The organism is Micromonospora sp. S-DT3-3-22, assembly GCF_015354745.1.
Taxonomy (GTDB): domain Bacteria; phylum Actinomycetota; class Actinomycetes; order Mycobacteriales; family Micromonosporaceae; genus Micromonospora; species Micromonospora wenchangensis.
The window spans coordinates 1-21762 of sequence record NZ_JACGMO010000132.1 but is presented as its reverse complement, the minus strand read 5'-3'; the positions used below and the strand labels follow the sequence as shown (position 1 = coordinate 21762).

15 protein-coding genes and 1 pseudogene are annotated in these 21762 nt (G+C 74.3%); 6 read left to right on the top strand and 10 right to left on the bottom strand.

The features are described from left to right. Positions 1–187: 187 nt before the first annotated feature. Positions 188–1297, bottom strand: coding sequence for a 16S rRNA (cytosine(1402)-N(4))-methyltransferase RsmH (gene rsmH, locus H1A17_RS28455; protein ID WP_194823322.1), 1110 nt, complete (start codon positions 1295–1297; stop codon positions 188–190). Between the two features lie 208 nt (positions 1298–1505). After that, positions 1506–1937, bottom strand: coding sequence for a division/cell wall cluster transcriptional repressor MraZ (mraZ, locus tag H1A17_RS28450; RefSeq protein WP_145920987.1), 432 nt, complete (start codon positions 1935–1937; stop codon positions 1506–1508). A gap of 354 nt (positions 1938–2291) precedes the next feature. On the opposite strand from mraZ, the gene H1A17_RS28445 reads away from it, so the two are divergent. From H1A17_RS28445 to H1A17_RS28435, 3 genes are read left to right on the top strand one after another with little or no spacing between them, the layout of a single operon-like run. Further along, the gene (locus H1A17_RS28445) at positions 2292–3539 is read left to right on the top strand and encodes a MurT ligase domain-containing protein (protein WP_145922959.1); all 1248 of its coding nucleotides are present in this window, start codon (positions 2292–2294) and stop codon (positions 3537–3539) included. Next, positions 3529–4251: a type 1 glutamine amidotransferase gene (locus H1A17_RS28440; protein ID WP_145920988.1), complete on the top strand. Its 723-nt coding sequence runs from the start codon at positions 3529–3531 to the stop codon at positions 4249–4251. Before H1A17_RS28445 ends, H1A17_RS28440 begins: the two co-directional genes overlap by 11 nt. 16 nt (positions 4252–4267) lie before the next feature. Beyond that, the gene (locus tag H1A17_RS28435) at positions 4268–4963 is read left to right on the top strand and encodes a VTT domain-containing protein (protein ID WP_309236892.1); all 696 of its coding nucleotides are present in this window, start codon (positions 4268–4270) and stop codon (positions 4961–4963) included. A 202-nt stretch (positions 4964–5165) separates the two neighbouring features. Here the strand turns inward: H1A17_RS28435 and leuS are convergent, their stop codons facing one another. Continuing rightward, positions 5166–8030, bottom strand: a complete 2865-nt coding sequence (gene leuS / locus H1A17_RS28430) for a leucine--tRNA ligase (RefSeq protein ID WP_194823321.1) — start codon at positions 8028–8030, stop codon at positions 5166–5168. A 486-nt stretch (positions 8031–8516) separates the two neighbouring features. On the opposite strand from leuS, the gene H1A17_RS28425 reads away from it, so the two are divergent. The 3 genes from H1A17_RS28425 to H1A17_RS28415 all read left to right on the top strand — a co-directional run bounded on the left by H1A17_RS28425 (position 8517) and on the right by H1A17_RS28415 (position 13470). After that, complete coding sequence (locus tag H1A17_RS28425; protein WP_088643029.1) at positions 8517–9575, top strand: MoxR family ATPase; 1059 nt, start codon at positions 8517–8519, stop codon at positions 9573–9575. 1 nt (position 9576) lies between these two features. After that, entirely contained in the window at positions 9577–10875 is a 1299-nt protein-coding gene (locus H1A17_RS28420; RefSeq protein WP_145920990.1) for a DUF58 domain-containing protein, read from the top strand. A gap of 126 nt (positions 10876–11001) precedes the next feature. Beyond that, the gene (locus H1A17_RS28415) at positions 11002–13470 is read left to right on the top strand and encodes a DUF3488 and transglutaminase-like domain-containing protein (protein WP_194823320.1); all 2469 of its coding nucleotides are present in this window, start codon (positions 11002–11004) and stop codon (positions 13468–13470) included. Between the two features lie 222 nt (positions 13471–13692). Here H1A17_RS28415 and H1A17_RS28410 read toward each other — a convergent pair whose 3' ends face one another. The 7 genes and pseudogenes from H1A17_RS28410 to H1A17_RS28380 all read right to left on the bottom strand — a co-directional run. After that, the gene (locus H1A17_RS28410; RefSeq protein ID WP_088643026.1) at positions 13693–14088 is read right to left on the bottom strand and encodes a DUF3040 domain-containing protein; all 396 of its coding nucleotides are present in this window, start codon (positions 14086–14088) and stop codon (positions 13693–13695) included. Between the two features lie 115 nt (positions 14089–14203). After that, the gene (locus tag H1A17_RS28405; protein ID WP_145920992.1) at positions 14204–15463 is read right to left on the bottom strand and encodes a DNA polymerase IV; all 1260 of its coding nucleotides are present in this window, start codon (positions 15461–15463) and stop codon (positions 14204–14206) included. A gap of 61 nt (positions 15464–15524) precedes the next feature. Beyond that, positions 15525–16733, bottom strand: a complete 1209-nt coding sequence (locus H1A17_RS28400; RefSeq protein ID WP_194823319.1) for an alkaline phosphatase family protein — start codon at positions 16731–16733, stop codon at positions 15525–15527. Next, positions 16730–17500 carry a methyltransferase domain-containing protein gene (locus H1A17_RS28395; protein WP_145920994.1) on the bottom strand — a complete coding sequence of 257 codons (771 nt, stop codon included), beginning with the start codon at positions 17498–17500 and terminating at the stop codon, positions 16730–16732. Before H1A17_RS28395 ends, H1A17_RS28400 begins: the two co-directional genes overlap by 4 nt. A 40-nt stretch (positions 17501–17540) precedes the next feature. Beyond that, a complete protein-coding gene (locus H1A17_RS28390; protein WP_228544392.1) occupies positions 17541–17714 on the bottom strand; it encodes a hypothetical protein in 174 nt (57 codons plus the stop codon). Between the two features lie 98 nt (positions 17715–17812). Further along, positions 17813–21220, bottom strand: a complete 3408-nt coding sequence (locus H1A17_RS28385; protein ID WP_194823318.1) for an error-prone DNA polymerase — start codon at positions 21218–21220, stop codon at positions 17813–17815. Positions 21221–21452: 232 nt separating this feature from the next. Continuing rightward, a pseudogene (locus H1A17_RS28380) lies at positions 21453–21762 on the bottom strand (DNA polymerase Y family protein); the annotation flags it as partial.

Below are 21762 nucleotides of genomic sequence, written 5' to 3'. Positions count from 1 at the left end.
CTACCAGAACCAGTCCGAGTGGCAGGGCGGGTTCGTCACCGTCGTGACGGTCCAGAACTCTCCCCCGCTCGACCGGCGAGGTCCGCCGGCGTCGTGGTACGGGTCGAGCGCTGCGCCGTGGTCCGGCCCCCCGACCGCGGTGCGCGCTGCCCGACGACCGCGTCGCGGCCGTCACGCTTGTTGACGTTCATGTCCCCTCCCCCTGTTCGTCCGTCCTGCCGTCCCCCGGGGTCGACTCCAGGTCCACTGTGGAACCCCGCGTCGACCCCGTGCCCGGTTGGTGCATCGCCCTGACCCGTCGGCCGGACCGTTCGCGGTCGGTCCGCCCCTGCTGCCCGGTGGCCGGGTCGAGTCGCTCCGCCGCCCGCAGCCGCACGGATGCGGCCCGCGGGTTCGCGGCGACCTCGGCCTCCCCGGCGAGTTCGGCACCCCGGCTAAGCAGCCGGAACGTCGGACCCGACCCGGGGAGTTCCACCGGAAGGTCGACCGGGCCCTTACTGCGGACCCGGTCGGCGAGCGCCTGCTTGGTGAGCCGGTCCTCCAGCGAGTGGTAGGACAGGACCACCAGGCGACCGCCCACGTGGAGCTTGTCGAGGGCAGCCGGCAGCGCCGTCTCCAGCACCGCCAGTTCCCTGTTTACCTCGATGCGTAAAGCCTGAAACGTTCTCTTGGCCGGGTGTCCCCCGGTTCGTCGCGCTGGTGCCGGAATGCTCTCCCTGACCAGCTCCGCCAGCCGGGCCGAGGAGGTGATCCGACCCCGCTCCCGCTCCCGCAGGATCGCCGAGGCGATCCGGCCGGCGAACTTCTCCTCGCCGTAGACCCGCAGCACCCGGGCCAGCTCCGGGTGGGAGTAGCTGTTGACCACCTCTTCGGCGGTCACCCCCCGGGTCTGGTCCATCCGCATGTCCAGCGGCGCGTCCTGGGCGTAGGCGAACCCGCGGTCGGGCGCGTCGAGTTGCAGCGACGAGACACCCAGGTCGAACAGCACCGAGTCGACGCCCGGATAGCCCAGCCGGGCCACCACCTCGGGCAGCTCGTCGTAGACGGCGTGCTCCAGGTGGACCCGGTCGGCGAACCGGGCCAGCCGGACCCGGGCGTGCGCCAGGGCCTCGGTGTCCCGGTCCAGGCCGATCAGCACCGTGTGCGGATGCCGTCGCAGCACCGCCTCGGCGTGGCCGGCCAACCCCAGCGTGGCATCGACGTGGACCGTACGGTCGCCCCGGTCCAGCGCGGGGGCCAGCAGCTCGAGACACCGCTCAAGCAGCACCGGCACGTGCGTGCCGCGTAGCTCCCCCATGTCGACCCCCACTGTGGAATACGTCTCGTCGTGTCGCGCTCTGCTCGTCGGACGACGCCGTGCCGTCGTACCGCCAGATCCCCATCCGCTCCCGCCCCGGCCCCGGGCCGGCGCCCGGGGTGGAGATCGTGCCCCTGGCACCGGGGAAGGGACGCCAGGAACTCGAAAGCGGCTGGAGATCTCGCAGTACGTCGGGCGTCGCCGCGCCCTACAGACCGCCGGGCAGCACCCCCTCCTCGATGTCGGCGAAGTCGTCTTCGCTGTCGGCGAGGTAGCTCTCCCAGGCCGTCCGGTCCCAGATCTCCACCCGGGTGGACGCCCCGATCACCACCAGGTCCCGGTCGAGCGCGGCGTAGGACCGCAGGTGGGGCGGGATGGTGACCCGGCCCTGCTTGTCGGGGACCTCGTCGTGCGCGCTGGCGAAGAAGACCCGGCTGTAGGCCCGGGCCGCCTTGTTCGTCATCGGCTGCGCGCGCAACTGATCGGCGATCCGTTGGAACTCGGGCGTGGGGAAGACGTAGAGGCAGCGATCCTGCCCTTTGGTGATCACGACACCCCCCGCCAGCTCGTCCCGGAATTTGGCCGGAAGGATCAAACGGCCCTTTTCGTCCAGGCGCGGAGTGTGGGTGCCGAGAAACATCGGCCCAACCCCCTTGCCCTGAGCGGCGTTCGCGGCGCCGCTGACCCCCTGGGCCGGTGGGCCCTCCCGGCCTCACCATTGCGCCCCACTCTACTCCACTTCCCTCCACCTGCAACCAGAATCGCCGCCCCGGCGCGTCGTCGTCGCGGCTAAAACCGCACGTCAGAGCCGGTGGAGCGGAGTGGAGGGCCGCGCCGGGCCGGGGCCGCGTCCGCTACCCGACATAGATCGACTCCATCCGGTGGAGCGTCCGCCGACCGGACGCCCGGCCCGCCCCGACCGAACGGTTCGCCGTCGGCGGCGATCTGGCGGGCGCGGAGGTCCGGTAACCTCGCTCGCGTGACGGACGCGAAGATGCCCCTGCGGGCGAAGGTGGCCAGCTCCGTGTCGAGGACCGCCGCGGCGCTGTCGCGCGCCGCCGGCCGGGGCGACGGCTCGGTGATCGGCGGATGGATCGGGCTGAAGATCGACCCGGACCTGCTGGCCCACCTCTCGGCCGGACGCGCCATCGCGCTGATCTCCGGCACCAACGGCAAGACCACCACCACCCGGCTCAGCGCCGCCGCCGTCGGCGTGCTCGGCCGGGTCGCCACCAACTCGTTCGGCGCCAACATGCCCACCGGGCACACCTCGGCGCTGGCCAAGGCCGGCAGCACCCCGTACGCGGTGCTGGAGGTCGACGAGCACTACCTCGCGCAGGTGCTGGAGGCCACCGAGCCGCACGTGGTGGCCCTGCTCAACCTCTCCCGCGACCAGCTCGACCGGGCCAAGGAGGTCGCCATGATGGCGCAGCTCTGGCGCGCGGCGCTGGTCCGGCACACCGACGTGCGGGTGGTGGCCAACGCCGACGACCCGATGGTGGTCTGGGCGGCCACCCCGCCGGCCGACCCCGCGCAGGGCGTCCGCCCGCCGCACGTCACCTGGTTCAGCGCCGGCCAGCGCTGGCACGACGACTCCTGGGTCTGCCCGGAGTGCGGCTCCACCATCCAGCGTTCCGGCGAGCAGTGGTGGTGCACCGGCTGCCCGCTGCGCCGCCCCGACGCCCAGTGGACGGTGGAGGACGACGGCGTGCTCGACCCCACCGGGGCCTGGCACAAGGTGACCCTCCAGCTCCCCGGCAAGGTCAACCTCGGCAACGCGGCCACCGCGCTGGCCGTCGCCGCCGAGTTCGGGGTACGCCCCGTCGACGCGGTCTCCCGGCTGCACACGGTCACCTCGGTCGCCGGCCGGTACGCCCAGGTCGACCGGGACGGGCGCAACATCCGGCTGCTGCTGGCCAAGAACCCGGCCAGCTGGCTGGAGGCGTTCGACATGGCCGACGAGGCGCCCACCCTGCTCTCCATCAACGCCCGTGACCCCGACGGGCTGGACACCTCCTGGCTGTTCGACGTCGACTTCGCCCCGCTGCGCGGCCGGCAGGTGCTGATCACCGGCGACCGCGCGTACGACCTGGCGGTCCGGCTCGACGTCAACGGGGTGCCGTTCCAGCACGTCCGGGCGTTCGGCGAGGCGGTCCGGGCGGTCCCGCCGGGCCGGCTGGAGGTCATCGCGAACTACACCGCCTTCCAGGACATCCGAGCGGAGTTGGACCGTGTCAACTGAGAGCCTGCGTATCGTCTGGATCTACCCCGACCTGCTCTCCACCTACGGCGACCGGGGCAACCTGCTGATCCTGGCCCGCCGGGCGCAGCAGCGCGGGATGCCGGTCGAGGTGCTGGAGGTCCGCTCCGACCAGCGGCTGCCCGCCACCGCCGACATCTACCTGCTCGGCGGCGGCGAGGACGGCCCGCAGGCGCTCGGCGCGCAGCGGCTGCTCGCCGACGGCGGCCTGCACCGGGCCGTCGCCCAGGGCTCGGTGGTCTTCGGCGTCTGCGCCGGCTACCAGCTCCTCGGCACCTCCTTCTTCGCCAAGGGCACCCGGTGCGCCGGGCTGGAGCTGCTCGACCTGTCCTCCGACCGGGGTCCGACCCGGGCGGTCGGCGAGCTGGCCGGCGAGATCGACCCGAGGCTGGGGGTGCCGCCGCTGTCCGGGTTCGAGAACCACGGCGGCCGGACCCACCTCGGCCCCGGCGTGTCGCCGCTGGCCCGGGTCAGTGCCGGGGTCGGCAACGACGGCGTCACCGAGGGCGCGTGGCGGGGCAAGCTGCTGGGCACGTATTCGCACGGGCCGGCGCTGGCCCGCAACCCCGCCCTGGCCGACCTGCTGCTGCGCTGGGCCACCGGCGCGCACCAACTCCCGCCGCTGGACGACACCTGGGCCGAGCGGCTGCGCACCGAACGCCGTGCCGCCGTGGCCGCCGCCGCCCGCCCGTGATGTCCGCCGCCCGCCCGTGATCCCCGCCGTCCGGCGGCTGCTGCGCCAGCCGTCGGCACGTCGGTTCGCTCTGCTGCTGGTCATGCTGGCGGGGTTCGCGGCGCTGCTGCTGGTGACGCCCCGACCGGACGTCGCCGAGCTGCCCCGGCTGGCCGACCCGCTCGGCGGGTACGCCCCGGTCGCCGGGATCGTCGTCGGGGCCCTGCTGCTGGTGGCGCTGGTCCCGCGTACCTTCGTCACGCTCGTGGCGGGGGCGGTCTTCGGCCCGCTGGAGGGGGCGGCGTACGCGCTCGGCGCGGCGCTGCTGGCCGCCGCGCTCGGCTTCGCCGTCGGCCGGGTGCTGGGCCGGGAGTTCGTCGCCGAGCGGGTACGCGGCCGGCTGGCCCGGCTCGACGGCTGGTTCGCCCGGCAGAGCGTGCTCGGCGTGATCACCGTACGGATGCTGCCGATCGCCGGGTTCGGCCTGGTCAGCTACGGCTACGGCACCACCGGGGCGCGGGTGCTGCCGTTCCTGGTCGGCAGCGTGCTGGCCTCCGCCCCGACCGCCTTCGGCTATGCCGCGATCGGCGCGGCGGCCAGCTCCCCCGGCAGCATCAACTGGTACGCCGCCGCCCCGGCCAGCCTGGGGCTGATCGCCAGCGCGGTGCTGGCGTACCAGTGGTGGCGGGCGGAGCGCGCCCGCCGGGCCGTGGTCGCCGACCCACGCCCCTGACCGGGCGGAACCGGCCTGCCGATGCGCGGCGGCCCGGGACGGTCCCGCCGGAATGGTCGGGTCGGGTGAGCGGTATGCCTGAGAGTCATGAGTATGACGCTCAGGCATACCGCTCCACGTCGACAGTTGTCCCGGCCGCCGTCACCGTGCGCTACCGCGGCCCCCGGCCGCACGAGCCGCCCCGCACGGGCGGGTGGCACCGTCAGGCGACCACCGAGACCAGCCGGCCCGGCACCACGATGACCTTGCGCGGCTCCCTGCCGGCCAGCGCGGACGCGACCGCCTCCAGGGCCGCCGCCCGGACGGCCTCCTGCGCCGCGTCGGCGGGCACCTCGATCCGGCCCCGGACCTTGCCGTTGACCTGCACCGGGTAGGTGACCGTGTCGGCGACCAGCAGGGCCGGGTCGGCGGCCGGGAATTCGGCGTACGCCAGCGAGGTGGCGTGGCCGAGCATCCGCCACAGCTCCTCGGCCACGTGCGGGGCGAACGGGGCCAGCATCAGCACCAGCGGCTCGGCCACCTCGCGCGGGGTCCGCTCCAGCCGGGTCACCGCGTTGGTCAGCTCGATCAGCTTGGCGATCGCGGTGTTGAACCGGATGCCCTCCATGTCGGCCCGGACCCCGTCGATCACCTTGTGCAGCAGCCGTCGGGTGGCCTCGTCGGCCGGCGCGTCGGTGACCCGGGGCGCGCCGGTCTGCTCGTCGACCACGGCCCGCCAGACCCGTTGCAGGAACCGGTACGACCCGACCACAGCCCGGGTCTCCCAGGGGCGGGACACCTCCAGCGGGCCCATCGACATCTCGTACACCCGGAAGGTGTCCGCGCCGTAGGCCGCGCACATGTCGTCGGGGGTGACCACGTTGCGCAGCGACTTGCCCATCTTGCCGTACTCGCGGGTCACCTCGTGCTCGCCGTGGAACCAGCGGCCGTCGACCTCGACGACCTCCTCGGCCGGCACCGGCGTGCCCCGGGAGTCGCGGAACGCGTACGCCTGGATCATGCCCTGGTTGAACAGCTTGCGGAACGGCTCGAACGACGACACGTGGCCCAGGTCGTACAGCACCTTGTGCCAGAACCGGGCGTACAGCAGGTGCAGCACGGCGTGCTCGGCGCCGCCGACGTACAGGTCGGTGCCCCCGCAGTCGCCGTCGGCGCGCGGGCCCATCCAGTACGCCTCGTTCTCCGGGTCGACGAACCGCCCGGAGTTGGTCGGGTCCAGGTAGCGCAGCTCGTACCAGCAGGAGCCCGCCCACTGGGGCATCACGTTGGTCTCCCGGGTGTAGCGCTGCGGCCCGTCACCCAGGTCCAGCTCCACCTCCACCCAGTCGCGCCGCCGCGACAGCGGGGTCTCCGGGTTGCTCGCGGCGTCGTCCGGGTCGAACGTCTTGGGCGAGAAGTCGTCCACCTCGGGCAGTTCGACCGGCAGCATCTCCTCGGGCAGCGCGACCGCCGCGCCGGTGGAGTCGTAGACGATCGGGAACGGCTCGCCCCAGTAGCGCTGCCGGGAGAACAGCCAGTCCCGCAGCCGCCAGGTGACCGCGCCGACGCCGTGGCCGTTGGCCTCCAGCCAGGCGATGATCGCCGCCTTGGCGTCGGCCACCCCCAGCCCGTTCAGGTCCAGGCCGCGCTCGGGCGCGGCGCTGTTGATCGCCGGCCCGTCCCCGGTGTACGCCTGACCGTCGAACCCGTCGGCCGGCTGCACGGTACGCACGATCGGCAGGTCGAAGACCTCGGCGAAGGCCCAGTCCCGCTCGTCCTGGGCGGGCACCGCCATGATCGCGCCGGTGCCGTAGCCGGCCAGCACGTAGTCGGCGATGAAGATCGGGATCTGCCCGCCGGTGACCGGATGGGTGGCGTACGCGCCGACGAAGACGCCGGTCTTCTCCTTCGTGTCGGCCTGCCGCTCCACGTCGGTCTTGGCCGCCGCCGCCTTCCGGTACGCCTCGACGGCCTCCCGGGGGCCGGTGTGCCCACCGGTCCAGGCGTCCCGCGTCCCGGCCGGCCAGGTGGCCGGGGTCAGCGCGTCGACCAGCTCGTGCTCGGGGGCCAGCACCAGGTAGGTGGCCCCGAAGATGGTGTCCGGCCGGGTGGTGAACACCCTGATGCGGGCTTCGCCCGCGACACCGGAACCGGTGGGCCCGGTCGCGAAGTCGATGTGCGCGCCGGTGGACCGGCCGATCCAGTTGCGCTGTTGCAGCTTGATCGACTCGGGCCAGTCCAGGGTGTCCAGATCGTCCAGCAGCCGGTCACCGTACGCGGTGATCCGCATCATCCACTGCTTCAGGTTGCGCTTGAACACCGGGAAGTTGCCCCGGTCGGAGCGGCCGTCCGGGGTGACCTCCTCGTTGGCCAGCACGGTGCCCAGCCCCGGGCACCAGTTGACCGGCGCCTCCGAGACGTACGCCAGCCGGTGGTCGTCGACGATCCGCCGCTGCTCGGCCGGGCTCAGCTCGGCCCAGGCCCGGCCGTCGGGGGTGGGCCGGTCACCGGCGGCGAACTCGGCGGTCAGCTCGGCGACCGGCCGGGCCCTGCGGGCGTCCGCGTCGTACCAGGAGTTGTAGACCTGCAGGAAGATCCACTGGGTCCACCGGTAGAAGTCGGTGTCGATGGTGGCCACCGAGCGCCGCTCGTCGTGGGCCAGCCCCAGCCGGCGCAGCTGCGCCTTGTACCGCTCGATGTTGGCCACCGTGGTCGTCCGGGGGTGGGTGCCGGTCTGCACCGCGTACTGCTCGGCGGGCAGGCCGAACGCGTCGAAGCCCATCGCGTGCAGCACGTTGCGCCCGGCCATCCGCTGGTAGCGGGCGAAGCAGTCGGTGCCGATGTAGCCCAGCGGGTGCCCGACGTGCAGCCCCGCCCCGGACGGGTACGGGAACATGTCCAGCACGTACAGCTTCTCCGCGCCCGCCCGGGGGTGACCCGGGTCGGCCAGCGGGCCGGTCGGGTTCGGCGCGTGGAAGGTGCCCTCCCGCTCCCAGGTGTCCTGCCACCGACGCTCGATCTCGTCGGCCATGGCCGCGGTGTACCGGTACGGGGGGATGTCGCCCGCCGGTGCGGCTGCCTCACTCATGCCTTCTCCTTGGCGGTCGTCGCGGTCATGTCGCACTGACGCGATCGTCGGGGACCGGTGCCCTCGGGCGGGACCGGCGCGGTCGGGTCGGGTCGGGTCGGGGAGACCCTGCCGCGGGCACGAAAAAGCCCCTCGCACAGGAGGGGCCGCCGTGCTGTCGCGCGTCAGCGCATCAGCACGGCCCGGTAAGAAGCAGGAAGACTCCGGCCATGTCCGGGAGTGTACCCCGTGGCGTCGGTCGACCGCCCGGCACATCCACCGCGTGACCGTCACCTTCCGTGGTCGCCCGGCCGCGTCCGGTCCCCCGACCTGACGAATATCCGCTGCGTGACCGGCCGACTTCCGGCAGGGTTCGGCGTTCACCGTAAACATGGTTAGCCTGAGAGACCAGTGCGATTCCTGCGGCAGACGAGGCTTCCCGTTGCGAACCGAACGACGGGTCCAGGTGCTCTTTACCGAGCTGCCGTCGCGACGAGGAGAAGGCCCGTGACACAACAGACCTGGGACGAGGTGGGCGGCGTGCTGCCGCACGACGAGTTCCGCGCCGCCAGCGAGGCCATCGTGGCCAACATCGAGCAGGTCATCGAGGGCAAGACAGCGACCGTCCGGCTCGCCCTGGCCGTCCTGCTGGCCGAGGGGCACCTGCTGATCGAGGACGTCCCGGGAGTCGGCAAGACCAAGCTGGCCAAGGCGCTCGCCCGGTCCATCGACTGTTCGGTGCGGCGCATCCAGTTCACCCCCGACCTGCTGCCCAGCGACGTCACCGGGGTCAGCGTCTACAACCAGGAGACGCACGACTTCGAGTTCCGCCCCGGTGCGGTCTTCGCCAACCTGGTGGTCGGCGACGAGATCAACCGGGCCTCCCCGAAGACCCAGTCCGCGCTGCTGGAGTGCATGGAGGAACGGCAGGTCACCGTCGACGGCGTCACCTACCAGCTCCAGACCCCGTTCATGGTGATCGCCACCCAGAACCCGATCGAGATGGAGGGGACGTACCCCCTGCCGGAGGCGCAGCGCGACCGGTTCACCGCCCGGATCGCGATGGGCTACCCCGGCCCGGACGCCGAGCTGGCCATGCTGGACGGGCACGGCGCCGCCGACCCGCTCCAGGAGCTGCGCCCGGTCTCCGACGCCGACACGGTACGCCGCCTGATCGCCACCGTCCGCAACGTGCACGTCGCCGACGCCGTCAAGCAGTACGCCGTCGACCTGGTCACCGCCACCCGGGAGGCCCCCGACCTGCGGTTGGGCGCGTCCCCCCGGGCCACCCTCCAGCTGCTGCGCACCGCCCGCGCGGTGGCCGCCCTGGAGGGCCGCGACTACGTGCTCCCCGACGACCTCCAGGCGCTCGCGGTGCCGGTGCTGGCCCACCGGATCATCCCCACGGCCGACGCCCAGCTGGCCCGCCGCACCACCGACGCGATCGTCGCCGAGCTGGTGCACCGGCTGGCCCTGCCGCCGGACCGCAAGCGCCCCACCGGGTACGACACGCCCCGCCCCGCCGCCGGCAACGGCCGCCCGCCGTTCGAGCCGCGGAGGCCGTGACGTGCGGGACGGGCTGCGCGGCCTGACCACCCGGGGCCGTTCGTTCCTGGCGGCAGCCATCGCCGCCGCGATCTCGGCCGGCATCCTCGGCGAACGGGACCTGCTCCGGGTGGCGGTGCTGCTCGCCGTCCTGCCGCTGCTCGCCGCGCTCTACGTCGGCCGGACCCGGTACAAGCTGGCCTGCAACCGCTCGCTGGACCCGCACCGGGTGCCGGTCGGGGCCAGCTCCCGGGTGGTGCTGCGGTTGCAGAACATGTCCCGGCTGCCCACCGGCACCCTGCTGCTGGAGGACCGGCTGCCGTACGCGCTGGGCAGCCGGCCCCGGGTGGTGCTGGAACGGCTCGGCGCGCACCAGGCCAGCTCGGTGGCGTACACGGTCCGCGCCGACGTGCGCGGCCGGTACGAGGTGGGTCCGCTGGTGATCCGGATGACCGACCCGTTCGGGTTGTGCGAGCTGAGCCGGGCGTTCCCCAGCACCGAACAGCTCACCGTGATCCCGCAGGTCACCCCGCTGCCCTCGGTACGGCTGCCCGGCGAGTACGCCGGCAGCGGCGACAGCCGGGCCCGGTCGGTGGCGGTGCACGGCGAGGACGACGCCGCCACCCGGGAGTACCGGATGGGCGACGACCTGCGCCGGGTGCACTGGAAGTCGACCGCCCGCACCGGTGAGCTGATGGTGCGCCGCGAGGAGCAGCCTTGGGAGAGCCGGGCCACGGTGCTGCTGGACACCCGGGCGCACGGGCACCGGGGCGAAGGCCCGACGGCCAGTTTCGAGTGGGCGGTCTCCGCCGCCGCCAGCATCGCCGTGCACCTGCGCCAGGCCGGCTACAAGCTGCGCCTGGTCACCGGGGACGGGGTCGACGTCGACGCCAGCGAGGCCACCGGGGACGGCCTGCTCCTCGACCACCTCGCCGACGTCCGGCTCGACCAGCGTGGCGACGTGGCGACGCTGGTGCAGCGGGTCCGGCAGCGCGCCGACGGGGGCCTGATCATCGCGCTGTTCGGGTCGCTGACCACCAGCGAGGCGGAACTGCTCGGCGGGCTGCGCGGCAACGGGGCGACCTGTGTCGGTTTCGTGCTGCACAGCTCCACCTGGCTCAGCCTGCCCGAGCGGGCCCGGTTCGAGTCCGAACAGGCCCACGCCGCCGCCGCGCTGTCCCTGTTGCAGGGCGGCTGGCGGGTCATCGGGGTCGACCACGACGGCCAACTGCCGGCGCTCTGGCCGCAGGCCGGGCGCGGGTCGCAGGGTTTCGCGCTGCGTGCGGCGCTCGCCGAGACGGTCGCCGGGGCCGTCCGGTGAGCCGTCGGCCGGCGGCGCACCGGCACCGTCCCCCCGGCCGCCGCACCGCCGACAGGCGTACCGCCGTCGCCGGCCGCCGTGCGGCCGGCCCCGCCACCGACGCCCGACGACAGAGAGGGTGACGTCGTGATCGCGTCCCGGAACATCGGCTTCGTGGCCGCCACGGCGACCCTGCTCGCCGCGGCCCCGCTGTCGTCGATCTTCCAACAGTGGACCTGGCTGATCCAGTCGGCCATCGCGGTCGCCGTGGTGGCCGGCGCGGCGGCGCTCACCCGGCTGGTCCGGGCCCCGCTGTGGGGTCAGGTGCTGGGCATGCTCGCCGGTCTGCTGCTCGCCCTGACCTGGCTCTTCCCGGGCGGTGGCGAGCTGGTCGCCTTCCTGCCCACCCCGGGGACGCTGGCCCACTTCGGTGAGCTGGCGCAGGGCTCGTTGCAGGACATGCGCTCCTACGGGGTGAAGGTGCCGGACACCACCCCGCTGCTGTTCATCAGCGTGCTCGGGGTGGGCTCGGTGGCGATCGTGGTCGACGTGCTCGCCGTCGGGCTGCGCCGTCCGGCCCTGGCCGGGCTGCCCATGCTGGCCATCTACTCGGTGCCGGTCGCGGTCTACGTGGACAGCGTCCCCGCGCTGCCGTTCGTGGTCGGCGCCGCCGGCTACCTCTGGCTGCTGGTGACCGACAACGTCGACCGGGTTCGCCGGTTCGGTCGCCGGTTCACCGGCGAGGGCCGCGACGTGGACGTCTGGGAGTCCTCCCCGCTGGCCGCCGCCGGTCGCCGGCTGGCGGTGGTCGGGGTGGTGCTGGCCGTGGTGCTGCCGCTGGCCGTGCCCGGGATGAGCGGCGGGCTGCTGGACCAGTTCAACACCGCCGGCAACGGCACCGGCAACGGACGCCTCGGGCAGGGCGGCGGGCCCGGCCGGATCGACCTCTTCGCAGCACTCAGCGGGCAGCTCAACCAGTCCGAGGTGGCCGACATGGTCACCGTCACCACCACCGAGCAGAACCCGTTCTACCTGCGCTTCGGTGTCGCCGACGAGCTGCGCCCGGACGGCTTCCGGGTGCGCCCGCCCAACGGCCGGCCGGTGAACCGGGAACTGCCCGACCCGGCCGACCGGGCCCAGGCGGGGGTGGAGCAGCAGACCTACCGGGCGACCGTGGAGGTGAACCGGTCACTGAACATGCCCTTCGTGCCGGTCTACACCGACCCGGTGAGCTTCGACGGGCTCAACGGCAACTGGTCGTACGACCAGAACCTCGGGGTGGTCTTCTCCAACCGGGACAACTCCCGGGGCAAGCGCTACTCCTTCGAGTACGTACGCTCGACGTACACCCCGGCGGCGCTGCGGCGGGCCCGCCCGCTGCCGGCCGAGCACCCGATCCGGCTGCAACAGACCCGCACCCCGGAGGTCCGCGAGGTCAGCCTGCTGGTCAACCGGCTGGTGGAGGGGAAGTCCACCGACTACGACCGGGTCCGGGCGCTCTACGACTACTTCTCCCGGGAGAACGGCTTCAGCTACTCGCTGAGCACCAAGGGCGGCACCAGCGGCCAGGAGATCGTCGACTTCCTCACCAACAAGGTCGGCTACTGCCAGCAGTACGCGGCGGCGCTGGCCTGGCTGGTGCGGGAGGCGGGCATCCCGGCCCGGGTGGCGTTCGGCTTCACCAACGGCAGCAGCGTCGACGGGGACACCGCCGTCCTGACCAACCGCAACCTGCACGCCTGGACGGAGGTCTACTTCGACCGGTTCGGCTGGGTGCCGTTCGACGCCACCCCGGCGTACGGCGTCCAGGGGTCGACCCGGTCGGCGTGGGCGCCGGACTCCGACGCCCCGGACCCGGAACCGTCGGACACGGCCGCGCCCGCCGCGCCGGAGGACCCGGGCGCCACGACCGGGCCGCAGCGCGACGAGGCCGCCGACAAGGACACCGACGCCGGGTTCGACCCGACCACCGGCGCCCCCGTCGAGCAGGCCCCGAGCTGGCCCTGGTGGACGGTGGGGGCGCTGCTCGCGTTGTCGGTGCTGCTGGCGCTGCCGGCGCTGCGGCGGCGCGCGCTGCGCCGGCAGCGGCACCGTCGGCCCGCCCCGGTGGCGGCCGGCGTGGCCCCCGACGACGGGGCGGGCGCGAGCATCCCGATGACGGTGCTGGGAGCGGACGCCGAGCGGGCCCGCGCGGACGCCCACGCCGCCTGGGACGAGCTGCTGGACACCCTGGTCGACTACCGGATCAGCATCGACCGGACGGAGACGCCCCGGGCAACCGCCGAGCGGCTGGCCCGGGAGGCGGTCGGCGAGGATGCCGGCCCCGCCACGGCGGTACGGCTGCTCGGCCGGGCCGAGGAACGCGCCCGGTACGCCCGGGACCCGCTCACCGGCGAGCCCCTGCACCCGGCGCTGCGGACGGTACGCGACACCCTCGCCGCGCGGGCGGACCGGCGTACCCGGCTGCTCGCCGCCGTGCTGCCGCCGTCGGTGCTGCTGCGCTGGCGTACCTCGCTCGGCGACAACTCGGCGCGGCTGGTGACGGCCTCCGGGCGGCTGCGTCGCCTGCTGCTGCGCTGGAACCCCCGCCGCCTGCTGGCCACCCGCCGCGTCTGAGTGCTCGGGCCCGCCCGCCGGGGGTGCTCGTGGGGCGAGGTGGCGGTATCAGCCCGTCCTGGATACCGCCACCTCGCCCCACAGCAGTGGGATCAAGGGGGCGGACGAGTCGGTCGGGCTGGTGGGCAGGGCGCGGGCATGGTGATGCGACGGAGGTGGCCGGACTACGTCCGGCACCTACCGTCGTCGGTGTCGCCCGCCCACCTCAGGGGTGGACGGGGTTCAACGATGTCCCTCCGGGCGCTGCCGCCACCGGTCCTCCATGCGGTCCAGCAACGACGGCCGTCGGCCGCCGCGGCCACGCGGGCGACGACGACTCGTCGTGCCGCCCACCACGTGCAGGTCAGGTGACTGCCCCCGCCGGTGCGACTGCACCGCATAGCCCAGCGCGGCCAGCATGACGACGAACCCCGCCACTGCCAGTGGCGGCGTCTTGATCACCGCGCCGTAGACCAACAGGGCCAGGCCGACGACCACCACGCCGGCAGCGACGAGCAGGCGACGCCGCGTGTGGAAACGCGGGTCGCTGGCGCGCACGGCCGAGGCGAATTTGGGGTCCTCGGCAAGCGACCGCTCGATCTGCTCGAACAGCCGCTGCTCGTGCTCCGAGAGCGGCACGGCACTCCTCCCCGGTCACGTTGGTCGGCCCGGTCGGGCCGACAGACCGTGGCAGCCAACCGGCTGCTTGCCGCCAAGTCTACGAGGGGGGTCGCGCGTCGGAAAGCGGGACGACCTATGGCCGACTGCTATTTTCGCCGGGGCGGGGATCACGTTTGCCGAGCAGACTGGCCGGACCTATGACGGACCGCCCGAAACGGGCAGCCGCGGCGTCGGCGGCGGTTTCCGCCTCCCGCCAACCCCGCTCGGGTGCGCCGAGGGCGAGCTGCCGCGGCGTGTCGACCGCACCCGCCAGACCCTCCACCCGCACACCCACCAGCCGGACCGGCTCACCCGGGTCGAGAGCCGTCCAGAGGCCCCAGGACGTGTCGAAGATCTCCCGGGCCACGTCGGTGGCCACGCCGAGCGTCCGGGACCGGTTGACGGTGCGGAAATCCGACAGTCGTACCTTGAGCGAGACCGTCCGGCCCACCTGACCGGCCCCGCGCAGCCGGCTGCCCACCTTCTCGCTGAGCGCCAGCAACGACCGCCGGATCTGCTGCGGGTCGACCACGTCGACGTCGAAGGTCACCTCGGCCCCGATCGACTTCTCCACGTGCTCCGGGCTGACCGGGCGTGGGTCCCGCCCCCGGGCCAGCTCGTGCAGGTGGGTCGCGGACGCCGCACCGAGCGCCTTGCGCAGCATCCCGACCGGCGCCTCGGCCAGGTCGCCGATGGTCCGCAGGCCGAGCCGGCGCAGCGTCTCGGCGGACCGCTCCCCCACCCCCCACAACGCGTCGACGGGCAGCGGGTGGAGGAACTCCAGCACCCGGCCGGCCGGCACCACGAGCAGGCCGTCCGGCTTGGCCCGGGTGGAGCCGAGCTTGGCCACGAACTTGCTCGGGCCCACCCCGACCGAACAGGTCAGCCCCTGCTCGGCCGTCACCCGGGCCCGGATGCGCCGGGCGATGGCGGCGGGCGGGCCGAACAGCCGGCGGGCGCCCGCCACGTCGAGGAACGCCTCGTCGAGGGAGAGCGGCTCGACCAGCGGGGTGACGTCCCGGAAGATCCGCATCACCGCGTCGGAGGCCGCCCGGTAGCGGGCGAAGTCGGGAGGCAGGTAGACCGCGCCGGGGCAGAGCGCGCGGGCCCGCGCGGTGGGCATGGCGCTGCGCACGCCGTAGCGGCGGGCCTCGTAGCTGGCGGAGCTGACCACGCCGCGCGGCCCGACCCCGCCGACCACCACCGGCCGGCCGCGCAGCTCGGGCCGGTGGCGCACCTCGACCGAGGCGAAGAAGGCGTCCATGTCGACGTGCAGGATCGGGCTGGCCGAGTCGTCGGCGTCAGGCCCGAAGCGCGGGTCGCCACCGCGCGGCAACGACTGGCTCCGACCCATTACGGCAGGCTAACCGCCCGGTACGACAACCGTCCCGCCCGCCCACGGGCGACGGCCACGGTCAGCCGCGGACCACCAGCAGCGGCACGGTCATCTCCGCCGCGGTGTCCGCCCCGTGGTACGCCACCAGCCGGGACACCGCCGGCGGCTCCGACCGGGTGGCCAGCACCGCGTACGTGTCGCGGCAGGTCACCACCACGTCACCGACCCGGGACAGGTGCTCCTCGGCGACCGGGCCGAACCACCCCTCGGCCACCATCTCCTCCCTGGTGCACACCCGGGCGGCCGGCCCGAGCACCGCCGACCAGGCGGCCACCACGTCGTCCACCGCCCCCGGGGCGACGTGCAGGTAGCGCACCCGGGGCTCACCGGCGACCACCCGGATGCCGGACCGCAGCCGTGGGTCGGCGTCCAGGTCGAACCGGTGCCCCGCCGGCACGTCGAGCTGACCGTGGTCGGCGGTGACCAGCAGCGCCGCGTCGGCCGGCAGCCCGTCGACGAGACGGGCGAGCAGGGCGTCCACCTCGGCGGCGGCGATCCGCCACGGGGCCGAGTCGACCCCGCTGAGGTGACCGTGCCGGTCCAGGTCGGGGTGGTAACCGGAGACCAGGGTGGGTCCGGCCCCGGCGGACAGCGCCGCCAGCATCGTCCGGGCCAGCGCGTCCACCCCGCCGGCGCCCCGGTAGTCGCCGCCCCGGTTCGCGGCCAGGGTGAGCCCGCTGCCGGCGTACTCGGGGCGGCTCACCACGCTCACCGCGACCCCGGCGGCACGGGCCCGCTGCCACTGGGTGCGCACCGGCTGCCAGTGCAGCGGGTCCGGGTCGCCGTGCCAGTCGATGTGGTTGAGCACCCGGTCGGTGCCGGGCACCCGGACGGTGAAGCCGAGCACGCCGTGCGCGCCGGGGGCCGCCCCCGCCCCGAGCGTCACCAGACTGGTCGGGGTGGTGGACGGGAAGCCGGAGGTCAACGGGCGGCCCACCGTCGCGGCCAGCCCGGTCAGGGTCGGGGCGTACCGGGCGGCGGTGGGCAGCTGGTACCAGCCGAGGCCGTCGACGAGCAGCACGGCGACCCGGCGTACCCCGGCCAGGCCGGGGGTGAGCCCGAGCAGGTCGACCGCGCCCGGCACGCCGAGCACGGCCAGCGCGCTGGGCAGCACGTCGGCCAGGCTGCCCCCGCCGTAGCGCGGCGGCACCACCGCGAGCGGGTCCGCCGGAGGCGTCGGCCCGGCCGCCCGGGTCGCACCGGGCGGGGGCACCGGCACGGCGGTCATGCCGGGCGGCGGGCGAACAGGTGCAGTTGGGCGGCGAGGTCCCGGTAGGGCGGCCGCCCGGCCAGCGCCTTCTCCAGCTCGACCAGGGCACCCGGCTGGCCGTCGGCGACGGTGGCGGGCAGCAGGTCGGCGAGGACGCGTACCCCGTGGATCTCCTCGACGGTGAGGCCGGCGGCACGCAACAGGGCGGTGGCCTCCTCGGCGTCGAAGCGGCGGCGCAGGGTGTCCCGGGGCCCGGCGGCGCCGTCGGGGGCGGCGGCCAGCGCGGCGGCGACGTCCAGGTGGCCGTTCATGGCCCGCCCCAGCACGGCGGCGGCCCGGCCGGCGACCAGCACACTCGCCGCGCCACCGGGACGCAGCGCGGCGGCCAGCGCGGCCACCACCGGCGTCGGATCGTCGACCACCTCCAGCACCGCGTGGCACAGCACCAGGTCGACGGTGGCCGGTTCGACCAGCCCGGTCAGCGCGTCGCCGTCGCCCTGCACGGCACGGACCCGGTCGGCGACCCCGGCCTCGGCGGCCCGGCGGGTGAGCGCGGCGAGCGCGTCGGGGCTGGCGTCGACCACGGTCACCCGGTGGCCGGCCTGGGCGAGCGGCACGGCGAAGCCGCCGGTGCCGCCGCCCACGTCGAGCACGGTCAGCGTGTCGTCGGCCCGCCGCTGCAACTCGGCGGCGAGCACCGACCAGATGACGGCGGTACGGGGGGTCAACGGCGGCTCGGCGAACCGGCTGCGGGTGCTCTGTTCCACCCGGTCGAGCCTAGTCACCCGCGCCACCCGACCCCCCGTCGGCGGTGCCGTCGCCGGCTCAGATCTCCCCGCCGCCGGCCGGGTCCTCCTCGGCACGGGACCGGCGGATGTTCGCCACCGGACCCTCGGTCACCTGGTACTCGCGCGGCTCGGCGTCCTGGGCGGGCGTCCAGCCGGCACCCAGCCGGGTGCGCCGGGCGTTCGCCAGTCCACCGGTGTACGTACTGTCCATCGTCACTGGTCTTCCCCCTTGCCGCGCGCGGGCCGCTCTGCCCGCGCGTGCCGGAATTCTCCTGCCTCCCGGCCCGGAAAACCGTAATGTGGATCACTTCACCGGAAGTCGCGGGAGGCGGGTTCCACCGGCGGCGTGATCGGGTCCAGCCGGTCGGCGGTGAGGTTGGTTACCCCCTCGTGCCGCTGCAACCGACCACGGACCACGAGGGCGCTGCTGGTGCGGGCGATTCGACGGTAGCGCTGCCACAGCCCCGGCGAACACGTGACATTCAGCATCCCGGTCTCGTCCTCCAGGTTGAGGAAGGTGACCCCACCGGCCGTCGCCGGCCGTTGCCGGTGGGTGACGATCCCGCCGACCCTGATCCGCCGGCCCGGCTCCACCTGACCGAGCCGGGCGATCGGCACCGCACCCAGCGCGTCGAGCCGGTCCCGGACGAACCGGGCCGGGTGGCTCTCCGGGGACAGCCCGGTGGCCCAGACGTCGGCGACGAGCCGGTCCACCGCCTCCATCCCGGGCAGGGTGGGGGCCGCCGCGCCGGTCACCGTGCCGGGCAGCCGACCCGGCCGGTCCTGGGCCGCCGCGCCGGCCGCCCAGAGCGCCTCCCGCCGGGTCAGCCCGAAACAGGCGAAGGCGTCCGCGGTGGCCAGCGCCTCCAGCTGACCCGCGGTGAGACCGACCCGCCGGGCCAGATCCGGCATGTCCCGGTACGCCCCGTGCGCCGTCCGCTCCGCCACGATCCGCCTCGCCACGTCGTCGCCGAGGGTACGGACACCGCCCAGCCCGAGCCGGACCGCCGGACCACCCAGCCCCCAGGCGTGCGGCGGTTCCCCCGGCACGCTCCCCCAGCGGGTTTCCGGGGTGGACTCCAGCACCGCCCCGGCCCCGCTGGCGTTGACGTCCGGCCGGCGGACCTCGACCCCGTGCCGCCGGGCGTCGTCGACCAGGGTCTGCGGCGCGTAGAACCCCATCGGTTGGGCGTTGAGCAGGGCCGCCAGGAACGCCGCCGGATGGTGCCGTTTGAGCCAGGAGCTGGCGTACACCAGGTAGGCGAAGCTCATCGCGTGGCTCTCCGGGAAGCCGTAGCTGGCGAACGCGGTGAGCTTGCGGTAGACGTCGTCGGCCAGTTCGCCGGTGATGCCCCGCTCGGCCATCCCGGCGTAGAGCCGGTCGGCGAGCTGCGCCATCCGCTGCACCGACCGTTTCGCCCCCATCGCCCGGCGCAGCTCGTCGGCCCCGGCCGCGTCGAAGCCGGCCAGGTCGATGGCGAGCTGCATGAGCTGCTCCTGGAACAGCGGCACGCCGAGGGTCTTCTCCAGCGCGTTGCGCATCAGCGGGTGCGGGTACGTCACCGGCTCCTGGCCGTTCTTGCGCCGGATGTACGGGTGCACCGAGCCGCCCTGGATCGGGCCGGGCCGGATCAGCGCCACCTCCACCACCAGGTCGTAGAACACGCGCGGTTTCAGCCGGGGCAGGGTGGCCATCTGGGCGCGGCTCTCCACCTGGAACACCCCGACCGAGTCGGCCCGGCAGAGCATGTCGTAGACCTCGGGGTCGTCCAACGTCATGTCACCCAGGTCCAGGCTCATCCCGATCAGGTCGTAGCCGTAGTGCAGGGCCGAGAGCATGCCCAGGCCGAGCAGGTCGAACTTGACCAGCCCGACGGCCGCGCAGTCGTCCTTGTCCCACTGGAGCACGCTGCGGCCGGGCATCCGCCCCCACTCCACCGGGCACACCTCGATCACCGGCCGGTCGCAGATCACCATCCCCCCGGAGTGGATGCCCAGGTGCCGGGGGAACGTCTGCAACTCGTTGGCGTACGCCACCACCTGCTCGGGAATGCCCTCGACGTCGACCGCCGCGACCGGGCCCCAGCGGTCGATCTGCTTGCTCCAGGCGTCCTGCTGGCCGGGCGAGTAGCCGAACGCCTTCGCCACGTCCCGCACCGCCGACCGGGGCCGGTAGGAGATGACGTTGGCGACCTGGGCGGTGTGCTCCCGGCCGTAGCGGGCGTAGACGTGCTGGATCACCTCCTCCCGCCGGTCGGACTCGATGTCCACGTCGATGTCGGGTGGGCCGTCGCGTTCCGGGGCGAGGAACCGTTCGAACAGCAGCCGGTGCCGCACCGCGTCCACGTTGGTGATCCGCAGCGCGTAGCAGACCGCCGAGTTGGCCGCCGAACCCCGGCCCTGGCAGTAGATGTCCTGCGCGCGGCAGAACGCCACGATGTCGTAGACCACCAGGAAGTAGCCGGGGAAGCCCAGCTCGTCGATCATCCGCAGCTCGTGTTCCAGCTGCGCGTACGCCTCCGGGTGCGCCCCGGGAGGCCCGTAGCGCTCGTGCGCCCCGGCCAGCGTCAGGTGACGCAGCCAGCTCATCTCGGTGTGCCCCGCCGGCACCGGGTACGCCGGCAGCCGGGGCGCGACCAGGTGCAGGTCGAAGGCGAGTTCCGTGCCGAACCCGGCGGCCCGGGACACCGCACCCGGATACGCGGCGAACCGGGCCGCCATCTCCGCGCCGCTGCGCAGGTGGGCGGTGGCGGCGGCGGGCAGCCAGCCGTCGATCTCGTCCAGGCTGCGCCGGGCCCGGACGGCGGCCAGGGTGGTCGCCAACCGCCGTCGCCCCGGGCTGGCGTAGTGCACGTTGTTGCTGGCCACGGTGGGCAACCCGGCGGTGGCGGCCAGCTCGGCGAGGGCGTCGTTGCGGTCGGCGTCGACCGGGTGCCCGTGGTCGGTCAGCTCCACGGCCACCGTCTCCGCGCCGAACAGCGCGGTGAGCCGGTCCAGCTCCCGGGCCGCCGCGTCGACCCCCTCGGTGAGCAGCGCCGCCGGCACGTGCCCCTTGCGGCAGCCGGTCAGCACCAACACGTGGTCGCGCAGCTCGGCGGCGACCTCCGCCAGCTCGCCGTAGACCGGTCGGCCCTTCTCCCCGCCGCGCAGCTGGGCCCGGGAGATGACCGACGCGAGCCGGGCGTACCCCTCGTGGCCGTGGGCGAGCACCAGCAGGTGCCGGCCCAGCGGGTCGGGCTCGCCCTGCTGCGGACCGGGCAGCCCCAACGACAGCTCCGCACCGAAGACCGTGGGCAGGTGCAGCGTACGGGCCGCCTCGGCGAACCGGACCACCCCGTAGAACCCGTCGTGGTCGGTCACGGCGAGCGCGGTCAACCCCAGCCGGGCGGCCTCCTCGGCCAGTTCCTCCGGGTGGCTCGCCCCGTCGAGGAAACTGAAGTTGGTGTGCGCGTGCAGCTCGGCGTAGGGCACCGGGTCGTCCGGGCGGGTCAGCTCCGGCGGTGCGTACCGCTCGCGGTGCCGGGTCCAGGCCGGCGAGTCACCGCCGTCGGCCTCGGCGAGCGGGTCCACCACGTGCAGGTGCCGTTCCCCGCGCCGCCGCCCGCCCCGCCCCCCGTCACCCCGGGGTCCGCCGGGGCCTGCGCCGCCGGTGGTGGGCCGGCCGGACAGCACCCGCTCCAGTTCCGACCAGGGCAGCTTCGGATTGTGGAAGCTCATCCGGCCACCTCCACGGTGCCGGCCGCTTTCCTACGGCCGGCTGCGGGGTGGGGCAGGGTCGTCGCGGACGGGGATGGTTCTCCCGGTGAGCGGTATGCCGCTGAGTCGTAGTCATGCCGCAGCGGCATACCGCTCACCCGGAAACATCGTCGGGACGCGGGATGTCCCCGGACGGAACGCCGCACCGACCGGCAGCGGAAGCGCCACCGACCGGACCAGCACAGACCACCGGTCAGTCATAGATCGCCTCCACCAGCCACCGGCCCGCCTCGACGGCCAGCAGCAGGGCGGCACCGTCGGCCAGGCAGACCTGGAACCGGGCCCGGCGGCGGGCCTCGGCAGAGGCCCACCACCGCTCGTCCACCGGCCACGGGCCGGTCCAGCCGACGATCTCCGTCGGGGCGGTGCCGCCGACGGCCAGCCGGGCGGGGGCGGCGCTGACCGCCAGCCGGGCGCTGACCAGCACCGGTTCGCCGGTGGCGTCGTGCACCGTCGCGGTGAGCGGGACGGGCAGCACCACCGCCGGCGCGGGGGGCGGCAGC

Bases quoted from the DNA above. Each gene is read 5' to 3' on its own strand.
- rsmH (WP_194823322.1), bottom strand. From the start codon at position 1,297: ATGGGGGAGCTACGCGGCACGCACGTGCCGGTGCTGCTTGAGCGGTGT.
- mraZ (WP_145920987.1), bottom strand. From the start codon at position 1,937: ATGTTTCTCGGCACCCACACTCCGCGCCTGGACGAAAAGGGCCGTTTG.
- H1A17_RS28445 (WP_145922959.1), top strand. From the start codon at position 2,292: ATGCCCCTGCGGGCGAAGGTGGCCAGCTCCGTGTCGAGGACCGCCGCG.
- leuS (WP_194823321.1), bottom strand. From the start codon at position 8,030: ATGAGTGAGGCAGCCGCACCGGCGGGCGACATCCCCCCGTACCGGTAC.
- H1A17_RS28405 (WP_145920992.1), bottom strand. From the start codon at position 15,463: ATGGGTCGGAGCCAGTCGTTGCCGCGCGGTGGCGACCCGCGCTTCGGG.
- H1A17_RS28400 (WP_194823319.1), bottom strand. From the start codon at position 16,733: ATGACCGCCGTGCCGGTGCCCCCGCCCGGTGCGACCCGGGCGGCCGGG.
- H1A17_RS28390 (WP_228544392.1), bottom strand. From the start codon at position 17,714: ATGGACAGTACGTACACCGGTGGACTGGCGAACGCCCGGCGCACCCGG.
- H1A17_RS28385 (WP_194823318.1), bottom strand. From the start codon at position 21,220: ATGAGCTTCCACAATCCGAAGCTGCCCTGGTCGGAACTGGAGCGGGTG.